The organism is Candidatus Defluviilinea gracilis (assembly GCF_057138825.1).
Genome location: NZ_DBNHEF010000051.1, coordinates 48,643 through 69,675 on the forward strand (window position 1 = coordinate 48,643; position 21,033 = coordinate 69,675).

Below are 21,033 nucleotides of genomic sequence, written 5' to 3' on the forward strand. Positions count from 1 at the left end.
AACGCGCCCGGCTCAAAACTACTTCTTACAGTCTACACTACCGAAAATCCTTACGGTTGCCAGATCGGTACGGAAGTGGTGAGATTTTCAGATCCATCGACCATGGCTTGCGTGATTTGATACACAGCAAGCGCTTCACCGGTGGCGCAGTCGCCGTTGGGGTCGCAGCTGAGGTTGCCGGTCAAACCGGGGAAAGCCTTGGTGGCATAGACGGCGTCACGCAGAGCCTGGCGGCCAATGTGAACGGTGCCGTCTTCATCGACAACAGCCACTTTTTCGATCGCGGCGAAGAAGATGTTCATCGCGTCGTAGGAGTGAGGACCGAAGCCGGAAGCGGGATCTTCACCGAATTTTGCCTGGTACTTGGAAAGGAACTGGGCGCCAGAATCACCGGCGACGTACGGGCTCGACAAATACATGCCAACCGAGCACGACCCGGCGGTGCCGGCAAAGCCGGAGGTAAACAAACCATCCGCGCCCATCAGAGCGGTGTTTTCGAGGCCCGAAACTTCGCACTTCTGCGAAGCGAGCAAATTGCCTTCGGGTTCGAAGATCGGGAAGTAGATGATCTCCGCGCCGCCAGCCGCGATTGTTGTCAACACGGGTTTGAAATCGGTATCGCCAACGTTCACTGCTTCCGATGATGTGATGGTGCCGCCTAATTCAGTGAATACGGTTTCGAATACCTTGCGCAGACCATCGGCGTAAGGGGAACCGTCATGAACGGTAGCGGCCTTTTTGAGACCGAGTTCATTGTAGGCAAATTCCGCCGCAATGCGACCCTGGAACAGATCGTTGTGAGCGGTGCGGAAGTAACCAGCGTGGTGATCGGGATGTTCGGGGTTGGTGAGATCGGGGTTGGTGTTGGATGAGGAACTCATCACCATGCCGGCGTCAGCAATGAGCGGCATCGCCGAGCGGGCTTCACTCGAACAGGTCGTTCCGAGGATGGCGACCACGGTCGGGTCGGAAGCGATCTTGGTGCCCGCGGCTTGACCACCTTCTGCGCTGCAGAGGGAATCTTCACCGTCGAACTGAATCGGGTGGCCGAGCAATTGGCCTCCCTTGTCATCGATCGCCAACTGGGCGCCATTGATATTGGTCACACCAAGCGAGGCGGTCGCGCCAGAGACAGACTGAATATAAGCGAAGTGAATGGGATCGCCGGGCGCGATATCGACACACCCGATCGCATCGGTACATTCAAATGCGGGGGCTTTAGGCGTGCAAGCCACGAACACCAGGCTTGAGAGCACCAACACCGAAAGCAAAACATGTAAGCGTTTCATTTTTACTTACTCCTCCGAAAATTGTAGGTATTGAAGATTGTATCCTCAGGCGGATACGACAACCAGGCGGACAACGCTCTCTTAAGATGGGTCGGCATCACCTCCTCGCAAGTGATCTTCAACGTCTGTTTAGAATAAAGCCGGAGAATTGGTTTCTCGCGGCTGTAATCACTATTCTTCTTAATTGTATTCTAATGGTAAAACAAATACGGAATCGGGTCAAGTGTGCGGGGTTGCGCCAGCGCTTAGTTTTTGTCTTGCGGTTTATACAGCAACTGTTCGCGGATTCGCAAGTCGGTGTTACGGATCTTCATGGCAAGGTCCGCAGACAGATTGTACATCAGGCGATACCCAAGTTGCGGATAGGTTTCGCACAACATGACGAGTTTGTCGCGGGGAATAATCAAGAGTCGAGTATCGTTTTGCGTGGCGCACGCGGAGGCAGATCGCAAGCCCTCGTCTACCAACGCCACTTCGCCAAACGATTGCCCGCGTCGCAGTGTGGCGATCACCTGGTTTTCGCGGCTCTCATCTTCCGCAGAGACTAACGCCGGGTCAACGAAAATATCCACCTCGCCCTGGGCGATCACATATAATTCCTTGCTGGTCGAATTTTCCTTGAAGACCAGGTCGTTCTTTTGAAAGGTGGCTTCCTGGCAAAGGTTTGCCACCAGTTCCAATTGAGTTGGCGTGAGTTGAAAAAAAATATCGCTTTGCTTCAAGAACGTGACAATGGTCGGGTTCGACATGTGCGCCTCATAAATACTCTGCGAGGTAGTGTAGCATAAACAGAAGGGGAGCGCAACGCATCTTCTACGGGTAAGCCTGATTCAACCATTCCAACGGATTCACCTGCGCGCCGTTTACCCACACCTCCCAATGCAGGTGCGGTCCCGTGACTCGGCCCGTGCCGCCGACCAAGCCGATTACCTGTCCCTGTTCGACGAAGTCTCCCACACTTACCAAGATTTCGGATTGATGCCAAAAGCCACTGTATACCCCCCAGCCGTGGTCAATGATCGTCGCGTTGCCGCGCACTGTTAATGGCGCGGCAAATACCACGCGACCCGGAGCCGGCGCGAAGATCTGGAGTCCTTCGCCGCCGGAGAAATCAAGCCCGCTGTGAAATCCCTGAATTGTCTGATCCGTTCCCGATCCGTGATAGATACGCCGAGTGCCAAAATAAGAGGTGAATTGGTCCGGGTACACGGCGGGCGCTGTGAATTGCCCGCTCCAATATCTGACAGGCGTAGTTGGAGCCACCACCGAAAGGATGGTGTTATTTTCCGGCTCTGTCGCCAACGGGTCGATCGTCGCGGGATCGACAATAAGTTCTTCTTCAAAATAATTTCCCGAGGTTACAACCACCATTTGCTCAAAGGACTGCGCGCTGCCATCCGACAGGATCGTTTGAATTTTCAGGGGATACAGACCCGGTTCCAACAGGGCATGGATGCCTTGTAGAGCCACCTGATCCCCGTCCTCGCTGAAAAATTGCAAAGGCTTATCCACAAGTATTGCCGAAACGGGGGTGTCTCCCGCGGTGCGCACGCGGATGACTTCGGTTGATCCTTGTTGAATGGGAAGAGGGGAAATGCTCGCGCTCAAAATGCCCGATGGGAGCTCGCTGGCGTTGGACGATGGCTGTCCACTGACGGTGGGCGAATACAGAACATCGCCGGGCAAAGCCGCCCACGTTCCACCCAGTTTATTGATGGATGACAGAGTCCATGAATCGCTCCCTTGTTTGATTGCCATTTCAAACAGTGACTCGGCGGGCGCCGGTGAAAGCCTCGAGGAGAAGGAGGCTTGATCGTCCTGAACCGGAAGAATTAAATTGATCCCCACATAGAGTTCGCTTGGGCTGATGAGGTGGTTCAGCCTTCTCAGGTGATCGCTCGAAACTTGCGTCCTGCGGAGGAGACTCCGCAGCGAGTCGCCGAAGGTCACCACTTCGGTTTCCAGTCTGCCGGTCAATCCCTCCAGCCCTGGAATGACGAGTTCCTGCCCGACCGCGAGACTGCCCGGGTCAACAGATGGGTTTGCTTCAATGAGATCGTTGACTGAAAGGTTAAACCTGCCCGCAATGGCAAATAACGTATCGCCGGGTTGCACAATGTAAACAGGTCCCTCGGTTTGCGCAGAAACAGGGCGAACCGATGCGATAAAAATAAAAAGCGCGGCGAATAAAATTCGCGCCAGGCGTTCAGGCATCTTTGAATTCCACAAGATCTCCAACAGCGAATTCGTCGTACCGCTGCGGATGGATTTCAAGCACATACTGTGCCGGTCGTTTGGACAAATAGGCGGGACGCCATGAGCGCGCAAGGACTTTATCCACAACTTCCATGTTCGAGTCGATCCAGACCACGGTCAAATCGAAAGCGACGAACAGCATGTGGATGGACGAATCGAGGCGGGAGTTTCGGTTGCCAACGAGAATCAGCCCCACGTCGGGCGAGAGGCGCGCGCGGAAGGTGAATCCGCGTAGTTGGGTGAGGAAGGTGTCGCAGTATGAGACGCGCGGGTGAGGAGAGTCTGCTGGCTTGGTTTTATTGAGAACGTAAATTTGGCGGGGCATGAAGATTGAAAAGATCGTCCTGGCGCGCTGGTTCACTCTTTGGGTTTGTTGAGAACTTTTTCCACACTGGTGAGTAATTCTTGGGGGCTGAACGGTTTGGCGATGTAGTCGTCCACTTTGGCGATGTGAAGCCCCAGCACGCGGTCGATGCTTTGCGCTTTCGCCGTGACCACGATGACCGGCGTCCCCTTCATTTTTTCGTCCGCTTTGATTTGCTGATATACTTCCCAGCCGTCCATTTCGGGCATCATTAAATCGAGCAAGATCAGGTCTGGAGCGTGCTCGCGGATCATCTTCAATCCCTCCATGCCGCTGATCGCTCCTTTGACATCATATCCCCTGCGGCCCAGGATCAGCCGCATCAAGTCGATCATTTCAGCTTCATCTTCAATGCACAGTATTGATTTTGCTTTTGTGTTCATCGCCAAATCTCTCAAAGAGTTTACCATAAAGCAAAGGTTATGAAGATACTCTCATGGAATGTCAATGGTTTGCGGGCGTCCCTTCGAAAAGGAGCGTTGGATTGGGTGTGGAATCAAAAGCCCGACCTGGTCTGTTTGCAAGAGATCAAGGCGCGGCCCGATCAACTGACGCCTGAGCAACGAAATTTTTCCGGCTACCACGCGGTTTGGAACCCAGCGGACAAGGCCGGTTATAGCGGGGTGGCTACTTTGATGAAGTCTCCCGCTCTCGAATCGACATTGGGAATAGGTTGGCGGCGCTTTGATGTGGAAGGACGGGTCATTTCCACCCTTCATCCTGGTTTCCGACTTTTGAATCTCTACGCTCCAAGCGGGACTCGGGGTAGGGAGCGAGTGGATTTCAAGCTGGATTTCTACGCGTCTCTTTTAAAAGTGTGCGCGCACCTGCGCAAAAGAGGGGAGTCGTTGATTCTGACCGGGGATTTCAACACGGCGCACACGTCATTGGATTTGAAGAACTCAAAATCGAACCAGAAAACCTCGGGTTTCTTGCCAGAGGAGCGGGCATGGATACAGAAATTCCTCGACCACGGATTTGTCGATATATATCGTCATCTATACCCCGATCGTATCCAATACACGTGGTGGACGAACATACTCAATGCCCGCCAGCGCGGCGTAGGCTGGCGAATCGATTATTTCCTCATTTCCCAATCCCTGATTTCTCGGGTCAAAGATGCCGTGGTCCATGATGGGATTCCAGGCTCCGACCATTGCCCGATCGAACTGGTTTTGGATTGACCGGGACATTATTAGAGTTGCATATAAAGATTCCAGCGAGGCTGTTCCCAGTCTGCCCTCGTTGGTATAATCTCGCTCGGTATTATTTGGAGGCACAGTGAATCAAAGAAGCCAATCTTTTGTGGTCACGTTTATCGTAATTGCCGCCGTGGTGGCGATGGTATTCATGATGATCCAGCGGGAGACCCCGTCTGAGAACTCGCTTACCATCAACCAACTGGCGGATGATATCAAAGCGGGAAAGATTTCCCGCGTGGTGATCGACACCGATGACCGCTTGCGGGTCATCTACCGAAACGGCGATGAAAACGGGGTTGAATCCTACAAGGAATCTAATTCGCCCCTGGTGACCCAATTGTTAGCCCTTGGGGTATCGCAGGAACAACTTGCGTCGAACAACGTTACGATCGAAGTCAAGCCGCCATCTCAATGGGCGGGGCTGTTGAGCGGCGCGCTCTACATTTTGCCGGTCGTATTCATGGCTGGCGTGTTGTGGTTCATCTTCCGTCAAGCGCAAGGCTCGAACAATGCCGCCATGTCTTTCGGCAAATCTCGCGCGCGCATGTTTAGCGGCGAGCATCCCACCGTCACATTTCAGGATGTGGCTGGCGCGGAAGAATCCAAGCAAGAGCTGGCGGAAGTGGTCGAATTCCTGAAAGAACCGCAGAAGTTCATCCAGTTAGGCGCGCGGATTCCGAAGGGCGTCCTGCTCGTTGGACCTCCGGGAACCGGCAAGACGTTGCTTGCGAAGGCAGTGTCTGGTGAGGCGGGCGTTCCGTTCTTCTCGATCTCCGGTTCCGAGTTCGTTGAAATGTTCGTTGGCGTGGGCGCGAGCCGCGTGCGCGATCTGTTCGATCAGGCGAAGCGACATTCACCCTGCATCGTCTTCGTGGACGAAATTGATGCCGTCGGTCGTCAACGTGGGGCGGGGCTGGGCGGCTCGCACGATGAGCGCGAACAAACCCTCAACCAGATGCTCGTCGAAATGGACGGGTTCGACACGGACACGAACGTCATCATCATCGCCGCGACCAACCGTCCCGATATTCTCGACCCGGCGCTTCTGCGTCCCGGTCGCTTCGACCGCCGCGTCACGCTCGACCGTCCCGATATGAAGGGACGCGAAGCGATCCTCAAGGTTCACGTCAAAGGCAAGCCGCTGGAGCCGAATGTTGATCTTGGATCAATCGCGCGGGGCACGCCCGGCTTCGTCGGCGCGGATATCGAAAACCTCGTCAACGAAGGCGCCATTCTCGCCGCCCGCCGCAACAAAAAATCCATCGGGCAACCCGAACTGGAAGAGGCGATCGAGCGCGTCGTGATGGGACCCGAGCGCAAATCGCGTTTGATCTCGGATGAAGAGAAACGCATCATCGCCTACCATGAGGCTGGTCACGCCGTCGTCGGCAACGCCATCGCCGAAGCGGACCCGGTCCAAAAAGTGACCATCGTCGGGCGCGGGCAGGCTGGCGGGGTGACATGGTTCCGCCCGGACGAAGATCGTATTCTGCACTCGCGTAAGAAGCTTCTCGCCAATTTGGCGTATGGTTTGGGCGGGCGCGTGGCGGAAGAGATTGTCTTTGACGACATCACCTCCGGCGCATCCGGCGATATCGAGCAAGTCACACGCATGGCGCGCATGATGGTCACCCGGCTTGGCATGAGCAGTGAAATGGGTCCCATTTTATACGGGCAAAAAGAGGAACTGATCTTCCTCGGGCGTGAAATTTCAGAACAGCGCGATTACTCGGAGGCTGTCGCTGAAAAGATCGATCAAGAAGTTCGCAAGATCGTAGATGAATCCTATAAACTCGCGAGGAAGTTGCTCACCAAATACCGCAAGGAATTGGATGCGGTTGCGCAAAAACTGATCGAAGCAGAATCGCTCACGCGCGACGAGTTCGAAAAGATCTTCCCGCCGCCGTTCCCCAAGAAGAGCGGCACGCCTCAGATCGCGTAAGTAAAGAACACAGGGAAACAGGTAGACACGTAAACACAAAAAGAGTCTCGCAATCGGCGAGACTCTTTTGATTCCCCATGTGTGCGTGTTTACTTGCCTGTGTGTCTACTTACTTTCCACCCTCTTTATGCTGTCTCACCAACTCGCGCCGCAGGATTTTACCAACAGTCGTCTTGGGCAACTCGCTTCGGAATTCAACATGCGTCGGCACTTTATACGGCGCGAGGCTTTGCTTGCAGAACGCGCGGAGTTCATCCTCGGTCATCGTTTCGCCGGGCTTGAGCACCACCCACGCTTTGACCGTCTCGCCGCGGTTCGGGTCGGGGATGCCCGCCACGCCAACCTCCAGCACTTTGGAATTCGACTGGATGGCTTCCTCCACCTCGCGGGGCCACACCTGGAAACCGCCCGGCTTGATGAGTTCCTTTTTGCGGTCAACGATGAAGAAATAGCCGTCCTCATCCATGCGGACGATATCGCCGGTGTACAACCAAACTTTCCCGGTCTTATCGGCGCGCAGTGAGTTGGCTGTTTCGGTGGGCATGTTGTGATAGCCCTTCATCACCTGGGGTCCATGTAAGAGTAGTTCGCCAATCTCACCCTGCGGAAGATCCGTCTCGCCATCGTCGAGGCTCACCACGCGGCATTCCATGTTCGGCAAAGGCATCCCGATCGAGCCGGTCTTGTTTTCGCCGAGCAGGGGATTGCAATGCGACGCAGTCGGCGCTTCCGAGAGTCCGTAGCCTTCGAATACTTTTCCGCCGGTCAATTTTTCGAATTGGTCTTTCGTCTCGCGTAACAACGCGGCAGAACCCGAGACGCAAGCCTTGATGGATGAAAGATCATATTTGCCAGCCTTCACATCGGGGTGATTGTTGATGCCGTTATATAACGCCGGCACGCCGGGGAAAATGGTTGCCTTGAATTTTTGGATGTTATCCAACACGTCTTTGAGATCGCGCGGATTGGGGACCATCACCATCGTCGCGCCGGTAGACATGGCGAAGTTCATTCCCGCCACCATGCCATACACATGGAAGAGCGGAATGCCCATCAACACGATCTCTTTCCCCGCCTCAAGTCCGGTCATCCACGAACCGATCTGCAACGTGTTGGCGACAATGTTGCGATGCAACGCCACCGCAGCCTTGGAAACGCCGGTCGTCCCGCCCGAATATTGGAACAATGCCGTATCGTCGGGACCAACTTGCGCGTTGGGGCGAGCCGCAGAACTGTATTTGGCGAGCAAGTCTTGCATCCACACATCGCCTGCGGGCAGGTTCTTGTCAATATGGAATCCGCCTTTCTTTTCGCGCAACAACGTGAACAGCAGGCGCAAGACAGGCGGTAGAGTCTCTTTTAGATTCGTCACGATCACTTTTTTGATCTTCGTGTTGGGCTGAGCCTTTTTGATCGTGTTATAAAAATTCGTCATCACGAACATCACTTCGATGCCCGCGTCGTTTGCCTGATGTTCGATCTCGTGCGGCGTATACAACGGGTTCGTGGCAACCACCACGCCGCCCGCCTTGAGAATACCGTAATACGCCATCACAAATTGCGGCGTGTTCGGCATGAAGATGCCCACGCGGTCGCCTTTCTTCACGCCCATATCCACCAGCGCGGCGGCAATGCGGTCGGAGAGTTCGTTCATCTCCTGATAAGTAATAACCGCGCCCTTAAAGATCGTGCAGGCGCGGTTCGGATATTTTCGCGCCGATTCATCCAAAAAATGGAACAACGGCGCTTGAGGAATATCAATGTTATGCGGAACCCCTTTGTCGTAATGAGCAAGCCACGGTTTATCGTTCATGATGCCTCTCCTTTACTGCGGGATACTCCGAGTATATCAACGAAAAATTAAAAGTCAACCACCCGCCGGATGTTTTTCTCGATCTCATCCGCGATTCCATCTTCGACTCGGAACCACAAAATATTCGGATCGGACTCTTTGAACCAATTCGCTTGTCTGCGGATGAAAACCCGCGTCGCGCGACGGGTGAGCTGTTTCGCCTCCTCGACCGTGATTTGCCCTTCGAGCGCTTGCGCGCCTTCGCGATACCCGATCGCAGACATCGTCGGCAGGGAGGGGGAGTAACCGCGCGCGATCAAACTCTGCACTTCATCCATCAACCCGTTTGTATACATCGTGTCGATACGTTCATCCACGCGCCGATACAACTCCTCGCGCGGACGAGTCAACCCGATCGTAACTAAATGATACGGTGATTCGCCTTGCCCGCGTTGCTCCGAAAATTTCTTGCCCGTTGTCATGATCACTTCCAACGCGCGAATGGTGCGGCGAAAATTTCGCGGGTCGATCTTCTCGGCGGCGGCAGGGTCGAGGGCTTTGAGTTTGTCGTGTAGCCAATTTACGCCCTTTGCTTCCTTTTCGCTTTCTAATTCTTTCCTCAACTCTTCATTCGGCTTCACCTCCGGCGGACTCCACCCTTGAGTCACCGCGCGGATAAATTGTCCCGTACCGCCGACGAGAAACGGCAATTTCTTTCGCGTATGAATTTCAGCAATCGCCTCGGTCGCTTTTTGTTGAAATACTGCGAGACTCAAAATTTCATTCGGGTTTGCAATATCGATCAAATGATGCGGCACACGCGCTTGCTCTTCGCGTGAAGGTTTTGCTGTGCCAATGTCCATGCCGCGATAAAAGAGACGCGAATCCGCTGAGACGATCTCGCCGTTGAGCCGTTCGGCAAGTTGAATCGCAACTTCCGTTTTACCAACCGCCGTCGGCCCGACGATGAGGAGGAGGGGAGGTTTAGACCTCACAGGTCTTTGAAGACCTGTGAGGTCTTTTTGATTAGGAGATCGCATGTTCAAAATAAGTGATCTTCGGCGTTGACCCGGGCTTGCCCTCAATTGAGATCACGTCAATTTGCCAATCGTCAATTTCATGTTCAGCCGCGTAATGTTCCGCGGCAGAGACCATGTGCTGGCGTTTTCGCGCCGTGATGGATTCTTCGGGCAAGCCCATCTTGTTTGAGGTGCGGGTCTTGACCTCAACGAAAAAAATGATGCCGCTTTGTTTTGCGACGATGTCAACCTCACCGTAGGGAGTCCGCGCGTTGCGGGCGATGATTTCATATCCGCGCGCGGTAAGATATTCGGCGGCAACTTCTTCGCCCCATTTGCCAATCCGCTGGTTGTGATTCATTTGAGGAATTCCTTCAACACAGAACGCAATCTGACCTCGATGCTCGGCTTGACGGGCTTTGTGTTGGACGTTAATCGGTTGTAATGACCGAGCATGATCTTGGTCGTATTCTCGATGGAGAATTGATGCGATGCCTGCCGCGCCGCAATTCCCATTTTCTTTTGCAGGTCTCTGTTGAGGCAGAGCGTTGTCAGTTTGGCGGTGTAGGAGGCGAGGTCGCCTGCCGAGAGCAGACCAGTTTCCCCGTCCGCGATGGAATCGCTGATGCCCGGCGAGTCGATGCCGACGATGGGGAGTCCAGATGCCATGCCTTCGATCACCGAGAACGGATGGACTTCGGTCACAGACGCGGTGGCGAAGATGTCGCACATCGCCAGATACGACGGGAGTTTTGCGTAGGGAATCGCGCCGGTGAATTTCACGCGGTCGCAGATGCCGAGTTCGTCGGCGAACTCTTTGATGCCTTCCTCGTGTTCTTTTTGCCCGCCGCCGACGACGAGTAATTTCGTGTTGGGGACGGCGCGCGAAACGCCCGCGAACGATTGCAAGAGGAGTTCGAGATTTTTTTCGGGGGCGATGCGTCCCATGTAAACGATGAGAATATCTTCGCTGTTGAAACCGAATTCATCGCGCGTGAGCGGTTGCGCGGATAAAAACGGATGCAGGTCTGCGCCGTTCGGCACAACCTCGATGTGACAGGTGACGCCGTATTGCCGCAGGATTTTTTCCATGCCGCGCGAGGGAGAGATGACGAGGTCCATGTTGTCGCAAAACGTGGGCATGTATGCCTGCAACATGCTCATGCTGACCTCGGCAGGCATGAGCGGGAGGCGGGTCTGCGCGTACAGGTCGTAGCGCGTGTGATTTGTGAAGAGAACGGGGATGTTGCGTTTGCGGCTGTAGATGTGCGCTAGCCGTCCGCTCATGAAGGGATGATGCACGTGGATAATGTCCATCGTCTGGATGATCTGTTGCGCCTCGGTGCTGTGCCGGAGGGAGAGATAAAAGCCGGTATCCGAGAGCGGCACGCCGGGACTGCGAATGACGCGCGGCTCGTCGTCTTTGTGTTCGAGGTCGCCGAAGGTGAAGACGTACACTTCATGCCCGAGGTTTTCGAGGGCGCGTTTATTTGTGTCCACGTAACTCGTCACGCCGCTGACGTAGGGTTTGTAGGCGTCTGTCATCATTCCGATTCGCATGGGCTAATCGTACAGGGAAGAGGGGGGAGAGTCAAGGCAAGGATGAATTATGAAGGATGAAGGATGAAGGGTGAAGGATGAAGGATGAAACATGAATGATGAGTTATGAGGGATGAAGGTAGGGCGAATGCGTGGAATGTAGAAAGTGGAAAGTGGAAAGTGGAAGGATGAATTTGGTGAGGTGTAGAAAGAGAAGTAGGCGTGTTAGAATGGCGGCATGACAGCGAAATTGATTTTGCGAGATAAAGAATATGAAGTCAAACATGGCATGATGCTGCTCGACGCGTTGAAGAAGTGTGGCGTTGTGCCTGAGTCGGTGATCGCCACGCGCGAAGGCGAGATGATCCTCGACGATGAGATTCTCAAAGAGGGCGACGAGGTGAAATTGGTCGCGGTGATTTCGGGAGGCTGATTTTTTACCACGAAGGACACAGCGGTCACGAAGGATTCTCTGTGAAGAACGAGAAAACCTTTGTGTACTTCGTGTCCTTTGTGTTTGAAAAGAGTTTCTATGAAATGTAAAAAATGCGGAGAGAAAGCCTCGGTCAACATGCGCCAGCACAAACTGGCGTTGTGCAAGGATCATTACCTCGAATGGATCCCCGAACAGACCGAGCGCTTCATCAAAAAATATGAGATGTTCGCGCGGCATGAAAAAATTCTTGTCGCGGTTTCGGGCGGCAAAGATTCGCTGGGGTTGTGGGATATTCTCGCGCGGCTCGGCTATCAAGCCGATGGGTTGTATCTCGGTTTAGGAATCAATGGCGGGATAAATTATTCGGGCGAGTCCCAACGGCTCGCCGAAAAATTTGCGAACGAAAACGATTTGAAACTCCACGTCGTTGACATTGAAAAAGAATATGGGCAACCCATCCCAGTCCTTTCTGAAATTTCGCATCGCGGATACGGCAAGCCTTGCGCGGTGTGCGGACTGGCGAAACGTCACGAAATGAATCGCATCGCCCGCGATCTCGGCTACGACGTGCTGGCAACCGGTCACAATTTGGATGACGAAGCCGCGGTGTTATTTGGCAACACGCTTTCATGGTCGGCGGATTTTCTTTTGCGACAAAGCCCGGTTCTTGCTTCGACGGGCGGCTTGGCTCGCAAAGTGAAGCCTCTCTGCCGCTTCTACGAACGCGAGATGACGGCGTATTGCCTTGCGCGGGGCATCGAATACATCTACGAGGAATGTCCGTTCGCGGAGGGATCGCAGTCCATTTACTACAAGGAACTGCTCAACAAACTCGAAACGGATCGCCCCGGCGCCAAGTTGACGTTTTACCTGCGATTCCTCGAAGCGCGCAAAAGTGGACAACTATTTGTGGAAAAAGATTCCAAGCAGGCGCATCTGCATCCGTGTGTGAAGTGCGGACAACCCACGTCCGCGCCGGAGTTGTGTTCATTTTGTCGGACGATCGAGAAGGCGAGGGAAGTAGCGCCGACTTAAGTCGGCGTTACTTTTATAGAATATATGTGCTAGAATGGGCGGAAATTTATGGAACCGATCAACATCTCCCAACAAACAGCGCGGCGATTCGTCCTCGGCAGGCAGGGATTGTGGCCCGGGCGTCGGTGGCGCGGCAAGAAAGGGACAGCCGATGCGATCAACGTGTGCGAGGCGGTGCAACTCGATCCGTTGAATGTCATCGCGCGAAGTCAGGATATTGTCTTGCACAGCCGTGTGTTGGAGTACAAGCCTGACCATCTTTACGACGTTGCCTACAAACAGCGCAAGTTTTTTGATTACGGCGGCTGGCTGGCAATGTATCCGATGAGCGACTTGCCGTATTGGCGCGCGCACATGAACAGGCGGAGTCACGACAAGCGCATCGAAGGCTTTGTGCTGAACCACAAGAAATTGTTCAATGATGTGCGCTCTGAATTGCGGAAGCGCGGTCCGTTGGGGAACCGAGATTTTGAGGGCAATCGAATTGGTTTGTGGAATTATCGCGGACGCAAAGATACGGCGTTGGCTCTGTTCGATATGTGGCTTTCAGGCGAACTGATGATGCACCATCGCGATGGGTTCAGCCGCGTGTATGACTTCCGCGAGAATATTGCGCCGAAGGAATTCGATTATGTCGCGACGGAAAAAGAAGCGGAAGAATTCTTTGCGCGGAAAGCGGTCGCGTTTTATGGATTGAAGCGTGAAAGCACAATGCGTGGCGAGTTGAATTATCACATCCATCGCGACTATTCCAAAACGGAGATGACGAAATTGCTCGAAGGGTGGAAAGAGTCGGGGATGGCGAGGCAGGTTCAAATCGAGGGCGGACGCGATACGTATCTCGTTTTGGGCGAGGATGTCGCGGCGTTGGAGTCGCTTGAGAAGGGTCGAGTCCCCAAAGGTTGGAATCCAAAAGAAACAAACACGCTGGAGGAAGTCACGTTTCTCGCGCCGTTGGATATCGTCAGCGCGCGCGGACGGGCGAAGAAGTTGTTCGATTTTGAGTACACGTGGGAGGTGTACACGCCCGCGCACAAACGCCGCTGGGGATATTATGTCCTGCCGATTTTATACGGCGATGATCTGGTGGCGCGGCTCGACCCGAAGTTGGACCGCGCGACGATGACGCTGGAGATCAGAGGTTTTTGGCACGAAGATGACGCGCCCGTGAAGGATGCCGATTTTGCGAACGCGCTTGCAAAGGGATTGATGCGCTTCGCGAAGTTCGTGGAGGCGAAGAAGGTGGATGTGAGCGCGATCAAGCCTGTGGGGTTGAGGAGGGAGGTGAAGAGGGTGATAGGGATGGAGTGATTAGTTATCAGTTATCAGTGAGCAGTGGAGTGTAACCGCATGATTTATTTCTATGGCTCGTTGACCTTCGTTGTTCTGTTCACAGATTTTCTCCTAGCAATTTTTCTAACTCATCAACAGTTTCTTGAATAAAGTCACCATAGCCCCAGCCAATATCAGAGTTTTTCCTTATCGCCATTAAACGCGGTCTGAATTGTTCATATAACTCGTATTTGGCGGGACTTCGGCGCAGTTCGATTGCAAAGTGTTCCAGCATGTTGATGAGCTTATCGTAAAATGGTTCGTCAATGTCGCCGAAATCCAGCGTAAATTCGTGCCCACGTTCCAAGTAGGTAAGCATTAGATCAAGCGCGCCCCGCAAATCACTTGTGGATTTGCGATACTCGCTAATGACTTTCTTCGCCTCCCGAAACCGCGGCATGGATGGCATTCCTTTGGTTTCCTTGTACACGTAATTGGCAACTTTGCGGCGACAATCTTCGAGATATTTTGTATCTTGCGCTACTGGCAAAAGTTTTGCCCGCAGCCAGGCTTTGTTCTGTGGAGACAAATCGTGCAAGCCTTTTACCAGCTTGGCGATATCCCCTACAGAAAGTTCTTTCAAGCGCTTGTCAATTTCTATCCACGACATCGCGGTTCTCCTTCAACGCATTATCCTTCGCACCCAAAGACCCTCCACGAATGGGTCACGAATAAACGAATCTCGCGTTGTCCATTCGCACATTCGTGAATAATTTGTGGACAGTACTTTTCACGCAAAAGTCTCCGCCAGCAGACTTTCAAAAAGATTCTCCGCTTGTCTTTCGCTCTCGGCTTGACGGGCGCGCATTCCCTCCACCCGCGCCACCATGCCCGCAAACTCCTCTTGTTTGCTAAACAGGGAGATGATACGGAACTCAACCTTCCTTATTTCCATCTTTCACCGCGTGCATGATGGCGAGTATAACGCTGTCCAAATTTTTCATCACATCGTTATTCCAAAAGCGGATGACCTTGTAACCCTCAGATTCCAAATATTTCGTCCTGTCATCATCATATTCTTGTTGTTCCAAATGCTGACTGCCATCCAGTTCAAGGATGAGTTTCTTTTCGATGCAGACGAAATCAGGGACAAAGTTGCCAATGGCGTGTTTCCTGCGAAAGTTGACTCCCAACTGGTCGTTGCGAATCTTTGACCACAGTTTACGCTCGGCAGGAGTTGGGGTTTTGCGGAGTTTTCCCGCAAAGTTCATGGTTTTTGGGTTGCTTCGTTTTTTACGCGGCATTTCGCCCCTCCCCTACCCTCCCCAAATGCGACGAAGAGCACGTCGAATTTGGGGAGGGGGAAGTTTAATGTTGGGTATAAAAAAGAATGTTCATTCGTACGTCACATTCTCTCGTCCAAATGCGACGGAAATCACGTCGAATTTAGGGAGGGGGAAATTTGATGTTGGGTATTTATGAGAATATTCATTCCAAATTTCCGTTCCCCTTCCCCCAAATCCGACGAGAGGCACTTTGAATCCGCATACAGAATTTTGTCGTCGTATTTGGGGGAAGGACGGGATGGGGGTCACAACTCTCCCTTGAGCGCTTTATCAAATACGTTTGGCAACAGCGCATCTCCTACCTCCTGCGTTTCAAACCGTAGTTCCAATGCGCTCGCTTTTGTAAGCATATATCGAAATTCTTTCCCGCGCAAGGCGGGATTTGCCAGTTGTAATCGCCCTCCAATCGTTGTATAGTGAGACCGTCACACAGAGAGGAGACAACCCATGGCTGGTAAATCAAAAATCCGCAAAAAGGCTTATTCTCGAAAAGCGAAGTCCGCTGAACCCGTCTTGACCCAGAGTCAACTCAGTGAGATTCAAAATGAGTTGGTGCTTCCCTACAAAGAATTGAGAGTGACAGTCGGCTTGTTGGGCATGCTCATGCCGTTAATCCTGTATTTGGGCGGACGGGTGATCTTTGGGAAGGTGTTGCAGGAGTCGATCAGCGCGTACTATCACACGGGGATGCGGGATGTGATGGTGGGGATTTTGTTCTCCCTCGGCGTGTTCTTGTTTTCGTATAAAGGATACGGGCGCGCCGACGATATCGCTGGTAACTTTGCGTGTTTCTTCGCCATCGGGACTGCGTTATTCCCAACCTTGCGAAGCGGCGAGACCGGGGAGGTCTATAAACTAATCAGCATCGCGCATCATATCTTCGCGGCGTCGTTCCTGTTGACGCTCACATACTTTTGTCTCGTGCTGTTCACGAAGTCCAAGCACAAGCCCAACGATATGTCGAACATGAAGAAACTGAGGAATAAAATTTATCGGATCTGCGGCGGCGTGATGCTGCTTTCGATTCTATTAATCGCTGTGTACTTTGCCGCGTTCGGCGCGGAGGGGCGATTCTTCGGCATCACCAATCCGATCTTTTGGTTCGAAACACTCGCCATCTTCGCATTTGGTTTTTCGTGGTTTGTGAAAAGCGAAGTGATCCTGAAAGACGAAGAGGACGATATGCCGTCTGTAGAGTGGAAGCCTCAACTCATTGGCGGGTAAAATCATCGCGCCACTTCTTAATGCATGAAACAAACCCTCCGAAGGACAAAGTCCCTCGGAGGGTAGTCTCCAGTCTCTAGCCCCCAATTCTCTAATTCTCCAATCTCCAATTACCAATTACTACTTACCACGCACTCACGCCGTCTCCAAATACCTCTCGATCTCATAATCCGAAACTCGCAAGCGGAAATCGTCCCATTCCGCCCATTTCGCGCGGGAGAAGGCTTCGTATGCCAATTCACCCAACGCGGACTTGATAACTTCGTCGTTCTCGAGTTCGGTCAACGCTTCGGCGAGCGAGCCGGGCAATTCAGTCACGCCCAACTTCGCGCGGTCTTCTTTGTCGAGGTGATACAAGTTGATGTTGTTGAGCGGCTTCGGCGCGGTCATGTTCTTTTCGATCCCGTCCAACGCGGCGGCGAGCATGACCGTGAACGCGAGATACGGATTCGCGGATGGGTCGGGGAATCGCAACTCGGCGCGGACGGCTTTATCGCGTCCTTCGGTGTAGCGCGGGATGCGGATCAACGCCGAACGATTTTGTTGCGCCCAGCCAATGTAGACCGGCGCTTCGTAACCGGGGACGAGTCGCTTGTACGAGTTGACCGTCGGCGCGACGACGGCGGCTAATGCCCGGGCGTGCGCCAACTGTCCAGCGATGAATCCATACGCAAGTTTGGAAAGATGCGCTTCGTCATTTTTGTCGAAGAACAGATTCGTTCCCGTCTTGTTATCGAAAAGACTTTGATGACAGTGCATCCCCGACCCGTTGATGCCGAAGACGGGCTTGGGCATAAATGAAGCGGTGAGTCCGTGTTGCGCGGCGATGGCTTTGACAGTGTACTTCAACGTCAGCACATTGTCGGCGGTCTTGAGCGCGTCGGCAAAGCGGAAATCAATTTCGTGTTGACCGAGCGCAACTTCGTGATGACCAACTTCCACGTCGAGTCCCATCGCGTCGAGCGCGCTCATCAGGTCGGTGCGCACGACGACGGCTTCATCGAATGACGAGAAGTCGAAGTAGCCGCCCGCGTCGTGCGGAACGGGATGCACGCCATGTCCGTTCGTCCCCTTGAAGAGGAAGAACTCTGGCTCGGGTCCGAGATTATATGTCCAGCCTTTATCTTCGATGCGCTTCAACTGTCGCTTCAATGTGCCGCGCGGATCGCCCTCAAAGGGATCGCCGTTCGGCATGTGGATATCGCAGAACACGCGCGCGCGTTTTGAGTCCGCCGCCGACCACGGCAACACCGCGTACGTGTCGGGGTCGATCAACAGGCGCATGTCGCTTTCTTGAATGCGCGCAAAGCCCTCGACGGATGAACCGTCGAACCATGCGCCGTCTTTCAGCACATCTTCAAGATGACGAACGGGCATGTCCACGCTTTTCACAGCGCCCGTCACATCCGAAAATTGTAGTGAAAGAAACTTTACACCATCTTCTTTTACTTTCTTGACCAAATCCTTGCCGTCCATTTTTTCTCCTTTTTCTTATGTCGTTGCGAGGCGAAGCCGAAGCAATCTCCTCGTGATTGAGTAATAGATTTTTCTTAATACACTGAAAACATACTGGACGCTGATTCACGCTGAGAAACGCAGATTTTCTTTTTGATCAGCGCAGTCAGCGTTTATCTGCGTCCCAATAATGTCGATTGGAAATTTATTCTCCGCTCGGCGCGGACTGCAACGGTTTTTTCTTGACTTTGACCTGCCTCGCCCAATTGATGAAGATCACCGACCCGATGATGATTCCTGCCGCGGCGAGAGTGCGCGACGTAAGCGGCTCACTGGCAAACCAGGCGCCGAGCAACACCGCCACCAACGGGTTGACATACGCGTATGTTGCGACGAGCGAGATCGGCGCGTTTTGCAACAACCAAATGTACGCGACAAACCCAACCATCGAACCAAACGTGATGAGATAGATCAGCCCTAGCCATGATTCGGTCGAAACTTGCGCGATGTTGAATCTGCTCCACTCGCCGAGCGCAAGGCTCACTAAAAATAGCGGAACGCTTCCCGCGAGCATTTCCGCGCCTGTCGTCATCAACGCAGACTTGGGGATGTCTGCGCTTCGGCTGTAAATGGAACCGAGCGCCCAGAGAAACGCCGCGGCGATCACGGCAACCGTGCCGATCGTATCGAATTGAAGCTTGCCCGTTGATGCCGACGGACCAATTAATAGGTAAATACCGCTAAAGCCAACGATCAACCCGACAATGATCAGCCACGTGGGTTTGACCCCGTTCGGGCGCAGGGATTCGATCAACACCAGCCACATCGGGGTCGTGCCGACGATCAACGCCGCGACGCCTGATGCGATGCGTTGTTCTGCGAACGAGACAAGCCCGTTGCCGCCGAGTAGTAGCAATGTGCCGATGATCGCCACCGATTTCCATTGCACGCGCGTCGGCACGGCATCTCCCGCCGCGCGCCGCCAGAGGACGAGGATCAGCCCTGAGATGAGGAACCGCAACCCCGCATGAAAGAACGGCGGGATCGTTTCCACTGCGAATCGAATCGCAAGATAAGTTGAACCCCACACAATGTACAACGCGAGCAAAGCAATCCATATTTTTGTTTTCATTTATTCCTTTGTAGCCACATATCGTCCCGATGTCCTTCGGGAGAGCCACAGAGAACACTGAGAAAACCTTTTAAAAATCTCTGTGCGCTCTGTGTTCTCTGTGGCTGATGTATTTTTTACACGCCTTTCACGCACTGACGAACTCTCTAGCCAACAACGCCTTCTTCCTCAACGCTCCGTAGCGATACTTCCCAAACTCGCCAGCCTTGCGGATCACCCGATGACAGGGAATCAACACGGCAATTGGGTTGTGACCAACGGCTGTTCCCACCGCGCGAACGGCGTTTGGATTGCCGATGTGCGAAGCGATCCCTTCGTAGGTGGACACCGAACCCGCAGGGATTTGCAACAGCGCCTCCCACACTTTCAACTGGAAGTTCGTCCCGCGCAGGTGCAACGTCAGCGGCTTGATGCGGGTGTTGAAGCGCAGGTCGAAGATCGGACCGACTAGCGCGGCAGTGGCTCGATAGTCTTCGATCATCTTCGCTTCCTTCCAATCACTCACGAGATTGTCAATTGCTTCGCCTTCGCTTCCCTGCACAAAGCCGAGGTGACAAATTCCGCGTTCGGTGAGTCCGATCAAACATTTGCCGAATGGCGTGAGATGGATCCCGTATCGAATGGTCACGCCTTCGCCTTTGGATTTGTACTCGCCTGGCGACATCGCCTCGGTGTTCACAAAAAGATCATGGAGGCGGCCCAGACTCGACAGTCCGACTTGATGCGTGGTGTCGAGCAGATTCTCCGACTTGTCGAGCAGATCCTTCGCGCTTTCCTTCGTCACGAATTGCAAAAAGCGTTTCGGGCTGACTCCCGCCCAACGTGTGAAGAGTCGCTGAAAGTGAAATTCGCTCAAGCCGACGTTCGCGGCGACCTCGTCGAGGTTGGGCTGGTCTTTGAAATGGTTTTCAAGGTACAGGATCGCCTGCTCGATGCGCAGGTAATCTTCGGACGATTGTTTGAAATTGGTGTTCATAGTTTCTCCTTTTGTTGATGCTATTCTATGAACATCCATTACATCTGCCGACCCGATTCTTGCTGAGTTCATTCCTAATTCGGTGGTTGAGTAGGGCGAGCGCTTCTCTCGCCCGTATCGAAACCACAAATTACAAGTTCGGTATTGCCTGCTGGTTTCGACTGCTTGCGCTCAACCAGCGTTTTGGGTAAAAACGAAAAACAGGCATGCGTGGGCATGCCTGTTAACGACTCAGCATTAAAAAAGACAGCCCTTCCATAGCACAAACAGATGGAATCCATCTGTGTCACTTGCGCTTCCCTTGTCCCAAAGATCGCTCTTTGGATTTCGGGCGAACAACAGAGTTTTTTTAAACCGTGTTGCCTTTCGCTTATTTCGGAAGGGAGAAAGAAGTTTGTGACAAACTTCAGAGGCATCCGCTGATCGATCCGATTTTTGAACCTCACCCCTAACCCCTCTCCTGAAAGGAGAGGGGAAGTCCGTAGCATCCCGCTCGCGCGGGAGAACCTCCACCTCGTGGTCTCGTACGACAAATTTCAATTTGTCGCATAAGACCCAGCCGCTAAATCTCCGAATATAGGGCGATTGCATCTAAATTGAGGTAAAAAAGGGCTATCTTGAAGGAGGTAGCCATGACAAAGAAGCCATTGGAGGCGATCGCCGAGCATTTTAGCAAAGTGAGCGATCCGCGGGTGGATCGAACGAAGGAACATAAACTCATAGATTTGATCAGCATCGCCATATGTGCGGTGAT

The 21,033-nt window shown here is 53.2% G+C and carries 22 protein-coding genes; 7 read left to right on the forward strand and 15 right to left on the reverse strand.

What is annotated here, in order from left to right; all coding sequences use genetic code 11:
- Positions 1 to 50: 50 nt before the first annotated feature.
- The 5 genes from AC16KF_RS07580 to AC16KF_RS07600 form a co-directional block, all read right to left on the reverse strand.
- Positions 51 to 1,289 (reverse strand): branched-chain amino acid ABC transporter substrate-binding protein, encoded by a 1,239-nt coding sequence (locus tag AC16KF_RS07580; protein WP_484036699.1) that lies wholly within the window; start codon positions 1,287 to 1,289, stop codon positions 51 to 53.
- A gap of 245 nt (positions 1,290 to 1,534) precedes the next feature.
- Positions 1,535 to 2,038 carry a cyclic nucleotide-binding domain-containing protein gene (locus AC16KF_RS07585; protein ID WP_484036700.1) on the reverse strand — a complete coding sequence of 168 codons (504 nt, stop codon included), beginning with the start codon at positions 2,036 to 2,038 and terminating at the stop codon, positions 1,535 to 1,537.
- 64 nt (positions 2,039 to 2,102) lie between these two features.
- Positions 2,103 to 3,503, reverse strand: coding sequence for a LysM peptidoglycan-binding domain-containing M23 family metallopeptidase (locus AC16KF_RS07590; protein ID WP_484036701.1), 1,401 nt, complete (start codon positions 3,501 to 3,503; stop codon positions 2,103 to 2,105).
- Positions 3,496 to 3,870, reverse strand: a complete 375-nt coding sequence (locus tag AC16KF_RS07595; RefSeq protein ID WP_484036702.1) for a DUF192 domain-containing protein — start codon at positions 3,868 to 3,870, stop codon at positions 3,496 to 3,498. The genes AC16KF_RS07590 and AC16KF_RS07595 overlap by 8 nt, the downstream gene beginning before the upstream one ends.
- A gap of 32 nt (positions 3,871 to 3,902) precedes the next feature.
- Complete coding sequence (locus AC16KF_RS07600; protein ID WP_484036703.1) at positions 3,903 to 4,292, reverse strand: response regulator transcription factor; 390 nt, start codon at positions 4,290 to 4,292, stop codon at positions 3,903 to 3,905.
- Between the two features lie 39 nt (positions 4,293 to 4,331).
- Here AC16KF_RS07600 and AC16KF_RS07605 point away from each other — a divergent pair, with 39 nt between their 5' ends.
- The gene (locus AC16KF_RS07605) at positions 4,332 to 5,093 is read left to right on the forward strand and encodes an exodeoxyribonuclease III (RefSeq protein ID WP_484036704.1); all 762 of its coding nucleotides are present in this window, start codon (positions 4,332 to 4,334) and stop codon (positions 5,091 to 5,093) included.
- 97 nt (positions 5,094 to 5,190) lie between these two features.
- Positions 5,191 to 7,053: an ATP-dependent zinc metalloprotease FtsH gene (gene ftsH, locus AC16KF_RS07610; RefSeq protein WP_484036705.1), complete on the forward strand. Its 1,863-nt coding sequence runs from the start codon at positions 5,191 to 5,193 to the stop codon at positions 7,051 to 7,053.
- Between the two features lie 109 nt (positions 7,054 to 7,162).
- On the opposite strand, the gene AC16KF_RS07615 is transcribed toward ftsH, so the two are convergent.
- From AC16KF_RS07615 to AC16KF_RS07630, 4 genes are read right to left on the reverse strand one after another with little or no spacing between them, the layout of a single operon-like run.
- Positions 7,163 to 8,866, reverse strand: a complete 1,704-nt coding sequence (locus AC16KF_RS07615; RefSeq protein WP_484036706.1) for a long-chain-fatty-acid--CoA ligase — start codon at positions 8,864 to 8,866, stop codon at positions 7,163 to 7,165.
- A gap of 47 nt (positions 8,867 to 8,913) precedes the next feature.
- The gene (miaA, locus tag AC16KF_RS07620; RefSeq protein ID WP_484036707.1) at positions 8,914 to 9,840 is read right to left on the reverse strand and encodes a tRNA (adenosine(37)-N6)-dimethylallyltransferase MiaA; all 927 of its coding nucleotides are present in this window, start codon (positions 9,838 to 9,840) and stop codon (positions 8,914 to 8,916) included.
- A 31-nt stretch (positions 9,841 to 9,871) separates the two neighbouring features.
- Complete coding sequence (locus AC16KF_RS07625) at positions 9,872 to 10,225, reverse strand: YraN family protein (RefSeq protein WP_484036708.1); 354 nt, start codon at positions 10,223 to 10,225, stop codon at positions 9,872 to 9,874.
- Complete coding sequence (locus AC16KF_RS07630; protein WP_484036709.1) at positions 10,222 to 11,424, reverse strand: glycosyltransferase; 1,203 nt, start codon at positions 11,422 to 11,424, stop codon at positions 10,222 to 10,224. Before AC16KF_RS07630 ends, AC16KF_RS07625 begins: the two co-directional genes overlap by 4 nt.
- Positions 11,425 to 11,641: 217 nt before the next feature.
- On the opposite strand from AC16KF_RS07630, the gene AC16KF_RS07635 reads away from it, so the two are divergent.
- From AC16KF_RS07635 to AC16KF_RS07645, 3 genes are all read left to right on the forward strand, one after another.
- Positions 11,642 to 11,836, forward strand: a complete 195-nt coding sequence (locus tag AC16KF_RS07635) for a MoaD/ThiS family protein (RefSeq protein ID WP_484036710.1) — start codon at positions 11,642 to 11,644, stop codon at positions 11,834 to 11,836.
- A gap of 99 nt (positions 11,837 to 11,935) precedes the next feature.
- On the forward strand, positions 11,936 to 12,874 hold the full coding sequence (locus AC16KF_RS07640; RefSeq protein WP_484036711.1) for a PP-loop family protein: 939 nt from the start codon (positions 11,936 to 11,938) through the stop codon (positions 12,872 to 12,874).
- A 48-nt stretch (positions 12,875 to 12,922) separates the two neighbouring features.
- The gene (locus tag AC16KF_RS07645; RefSeq protein ID WP_484036712.1) at positions 12,923 to 14,185 is read left to right on the forward strand and encodes a winged helix-turn-helix domain-containing protein; all 1,263 of its coding nucleotides are present in this window, start codon (positions 12,923 to 12,925) and stop codon (positions 14,183 to 14,185) included.
- Positions 14,186 to 14,264: 79 nt separating this feature from the next.
- On the opposite strand, the gene AC16KF_RS07650 is transcribed toward AC16KF_RS07645, so the two are convergent.
- The 3 genes from AC16KF_RS07650 to AC16KF_RS07660 form a co-directional block, all read right to left on the reverse strand.
- Positions 14,265 to 14,816 carry a hypothetical protein gene (locus AC16KF_RS07650; RefSeq protein ID WP_484036713.1) on the reverse strand — a complete coding sequence of 184 codons (552 nt, stop codon included), beginning with the start codon at positions 14,814 to 14,816 and terminating at the stop codon, positions 14,265 to 14,267.
- A gap of 120 nt (positions 14,817 to 14,936) precedes the next feature.
- Entirely contained in the window at positions 14,937 to 15,101 is a 165-nt protein-coding gene (locus AC16KF_RS07655; protein WP_484036714.1) for a hypothetical protein, read from the reverse strand.
- Positions 15,082 to 15,450: an endonuclease domain-containing protein gene (locus tag AC16KF_RS07660; protein WP_484036715.1), complete on the reverse strand. Its 369-nt coding sequence runs from the start codon at positions 15,448 to 15,450 to the stop codon at positions 15,082 to 15,084. Before AC16KF_RS07660 ends, AC16KF_RS07655 begins: the two co-directional genes overlap by 20 nt.
- A 489-nt stretch (positions 15,451 to 15,939) precedes the next feature.
- Here AC16KF_RS07660 and AC16KF_RS07665 point away from each other — a divergent pair, with 489 nt between their 5' ends.
- Positions 15,940 to 16,716, forward strand: a complete 777-nt coding sequence (locus AC16KF_RS07665) for a DUF998 domain-containing protein (protein ID WP_484036716.1) — start codon at positions 15,940 to 15,942, stop codon at positions 16,714 to 16,716.
- Between the two features lie 135 nt (positions 16,717 to 16,851).
- Here AC16KF_RS07665 and AC16KF_RS07670 read toward each other — a convergent pair whose 3' ends face one another.
- The 3 genes from AC16KF_RS07670 to AC16KF_RS07680 all read right to left on the reverse strand — a co-directional run bounded on the left by AC16KF_RS07670 (position 16,852) and on the right by AC16KF_RS07680 (position 20,279).
- Positions 16,852 to 18,192 carry a glutamine synthetase family protein gene (locus AC16KF_RS07670; protein WP_484036717.1) on the reverse strand — a complete coding sequence of 447 codons (1,341 nt, stop codon included), beginning with the start codon at positions 18,190 to 18,192 and terminating at the stop codon, positions 16,852 to 16,854.
- A 184-nt stretch (positions 18,193 to 18,376) separates the two neighbouring features.
- Positions 18,377 to 19,303, reverse strand: a complete 927-nt coding sequence (locus AC16KF_RS07675) for an EamA family transporter (RefSeq protein ID WP_484036718.1) — start codon at positions 19,301 to 19,303, stop codon at positions 18,377 to 18,379.
- Between the two features lie 127 nt (positions 19,304 to 19,430).
- Positions 19,431 to 20,279, reverse strand: a complete 849-nt coding sequence (locus AC16KF_RS07680) for a bifunctional transcriptional activator/DNA repair enzyme AdaA (protein WP_484036719.1) — start codon at positions 20,277 to 20,279, stop codon at positions 19,431 to 19,433.
- Positions 20,280 to 20,911: 632 nt separating this feature from the next.
- Here AC16KF_RS07680 and AC16KF_RS07685 point away from each other — a divergent pair.
- On the forward strand, positions 20,912 to 21,033 hold a 122-nt coding region (locus tag AC16KF_RS07685; RefSeq protein WP_484035920.1), incomplete at its 3' end, for a transposase family protein.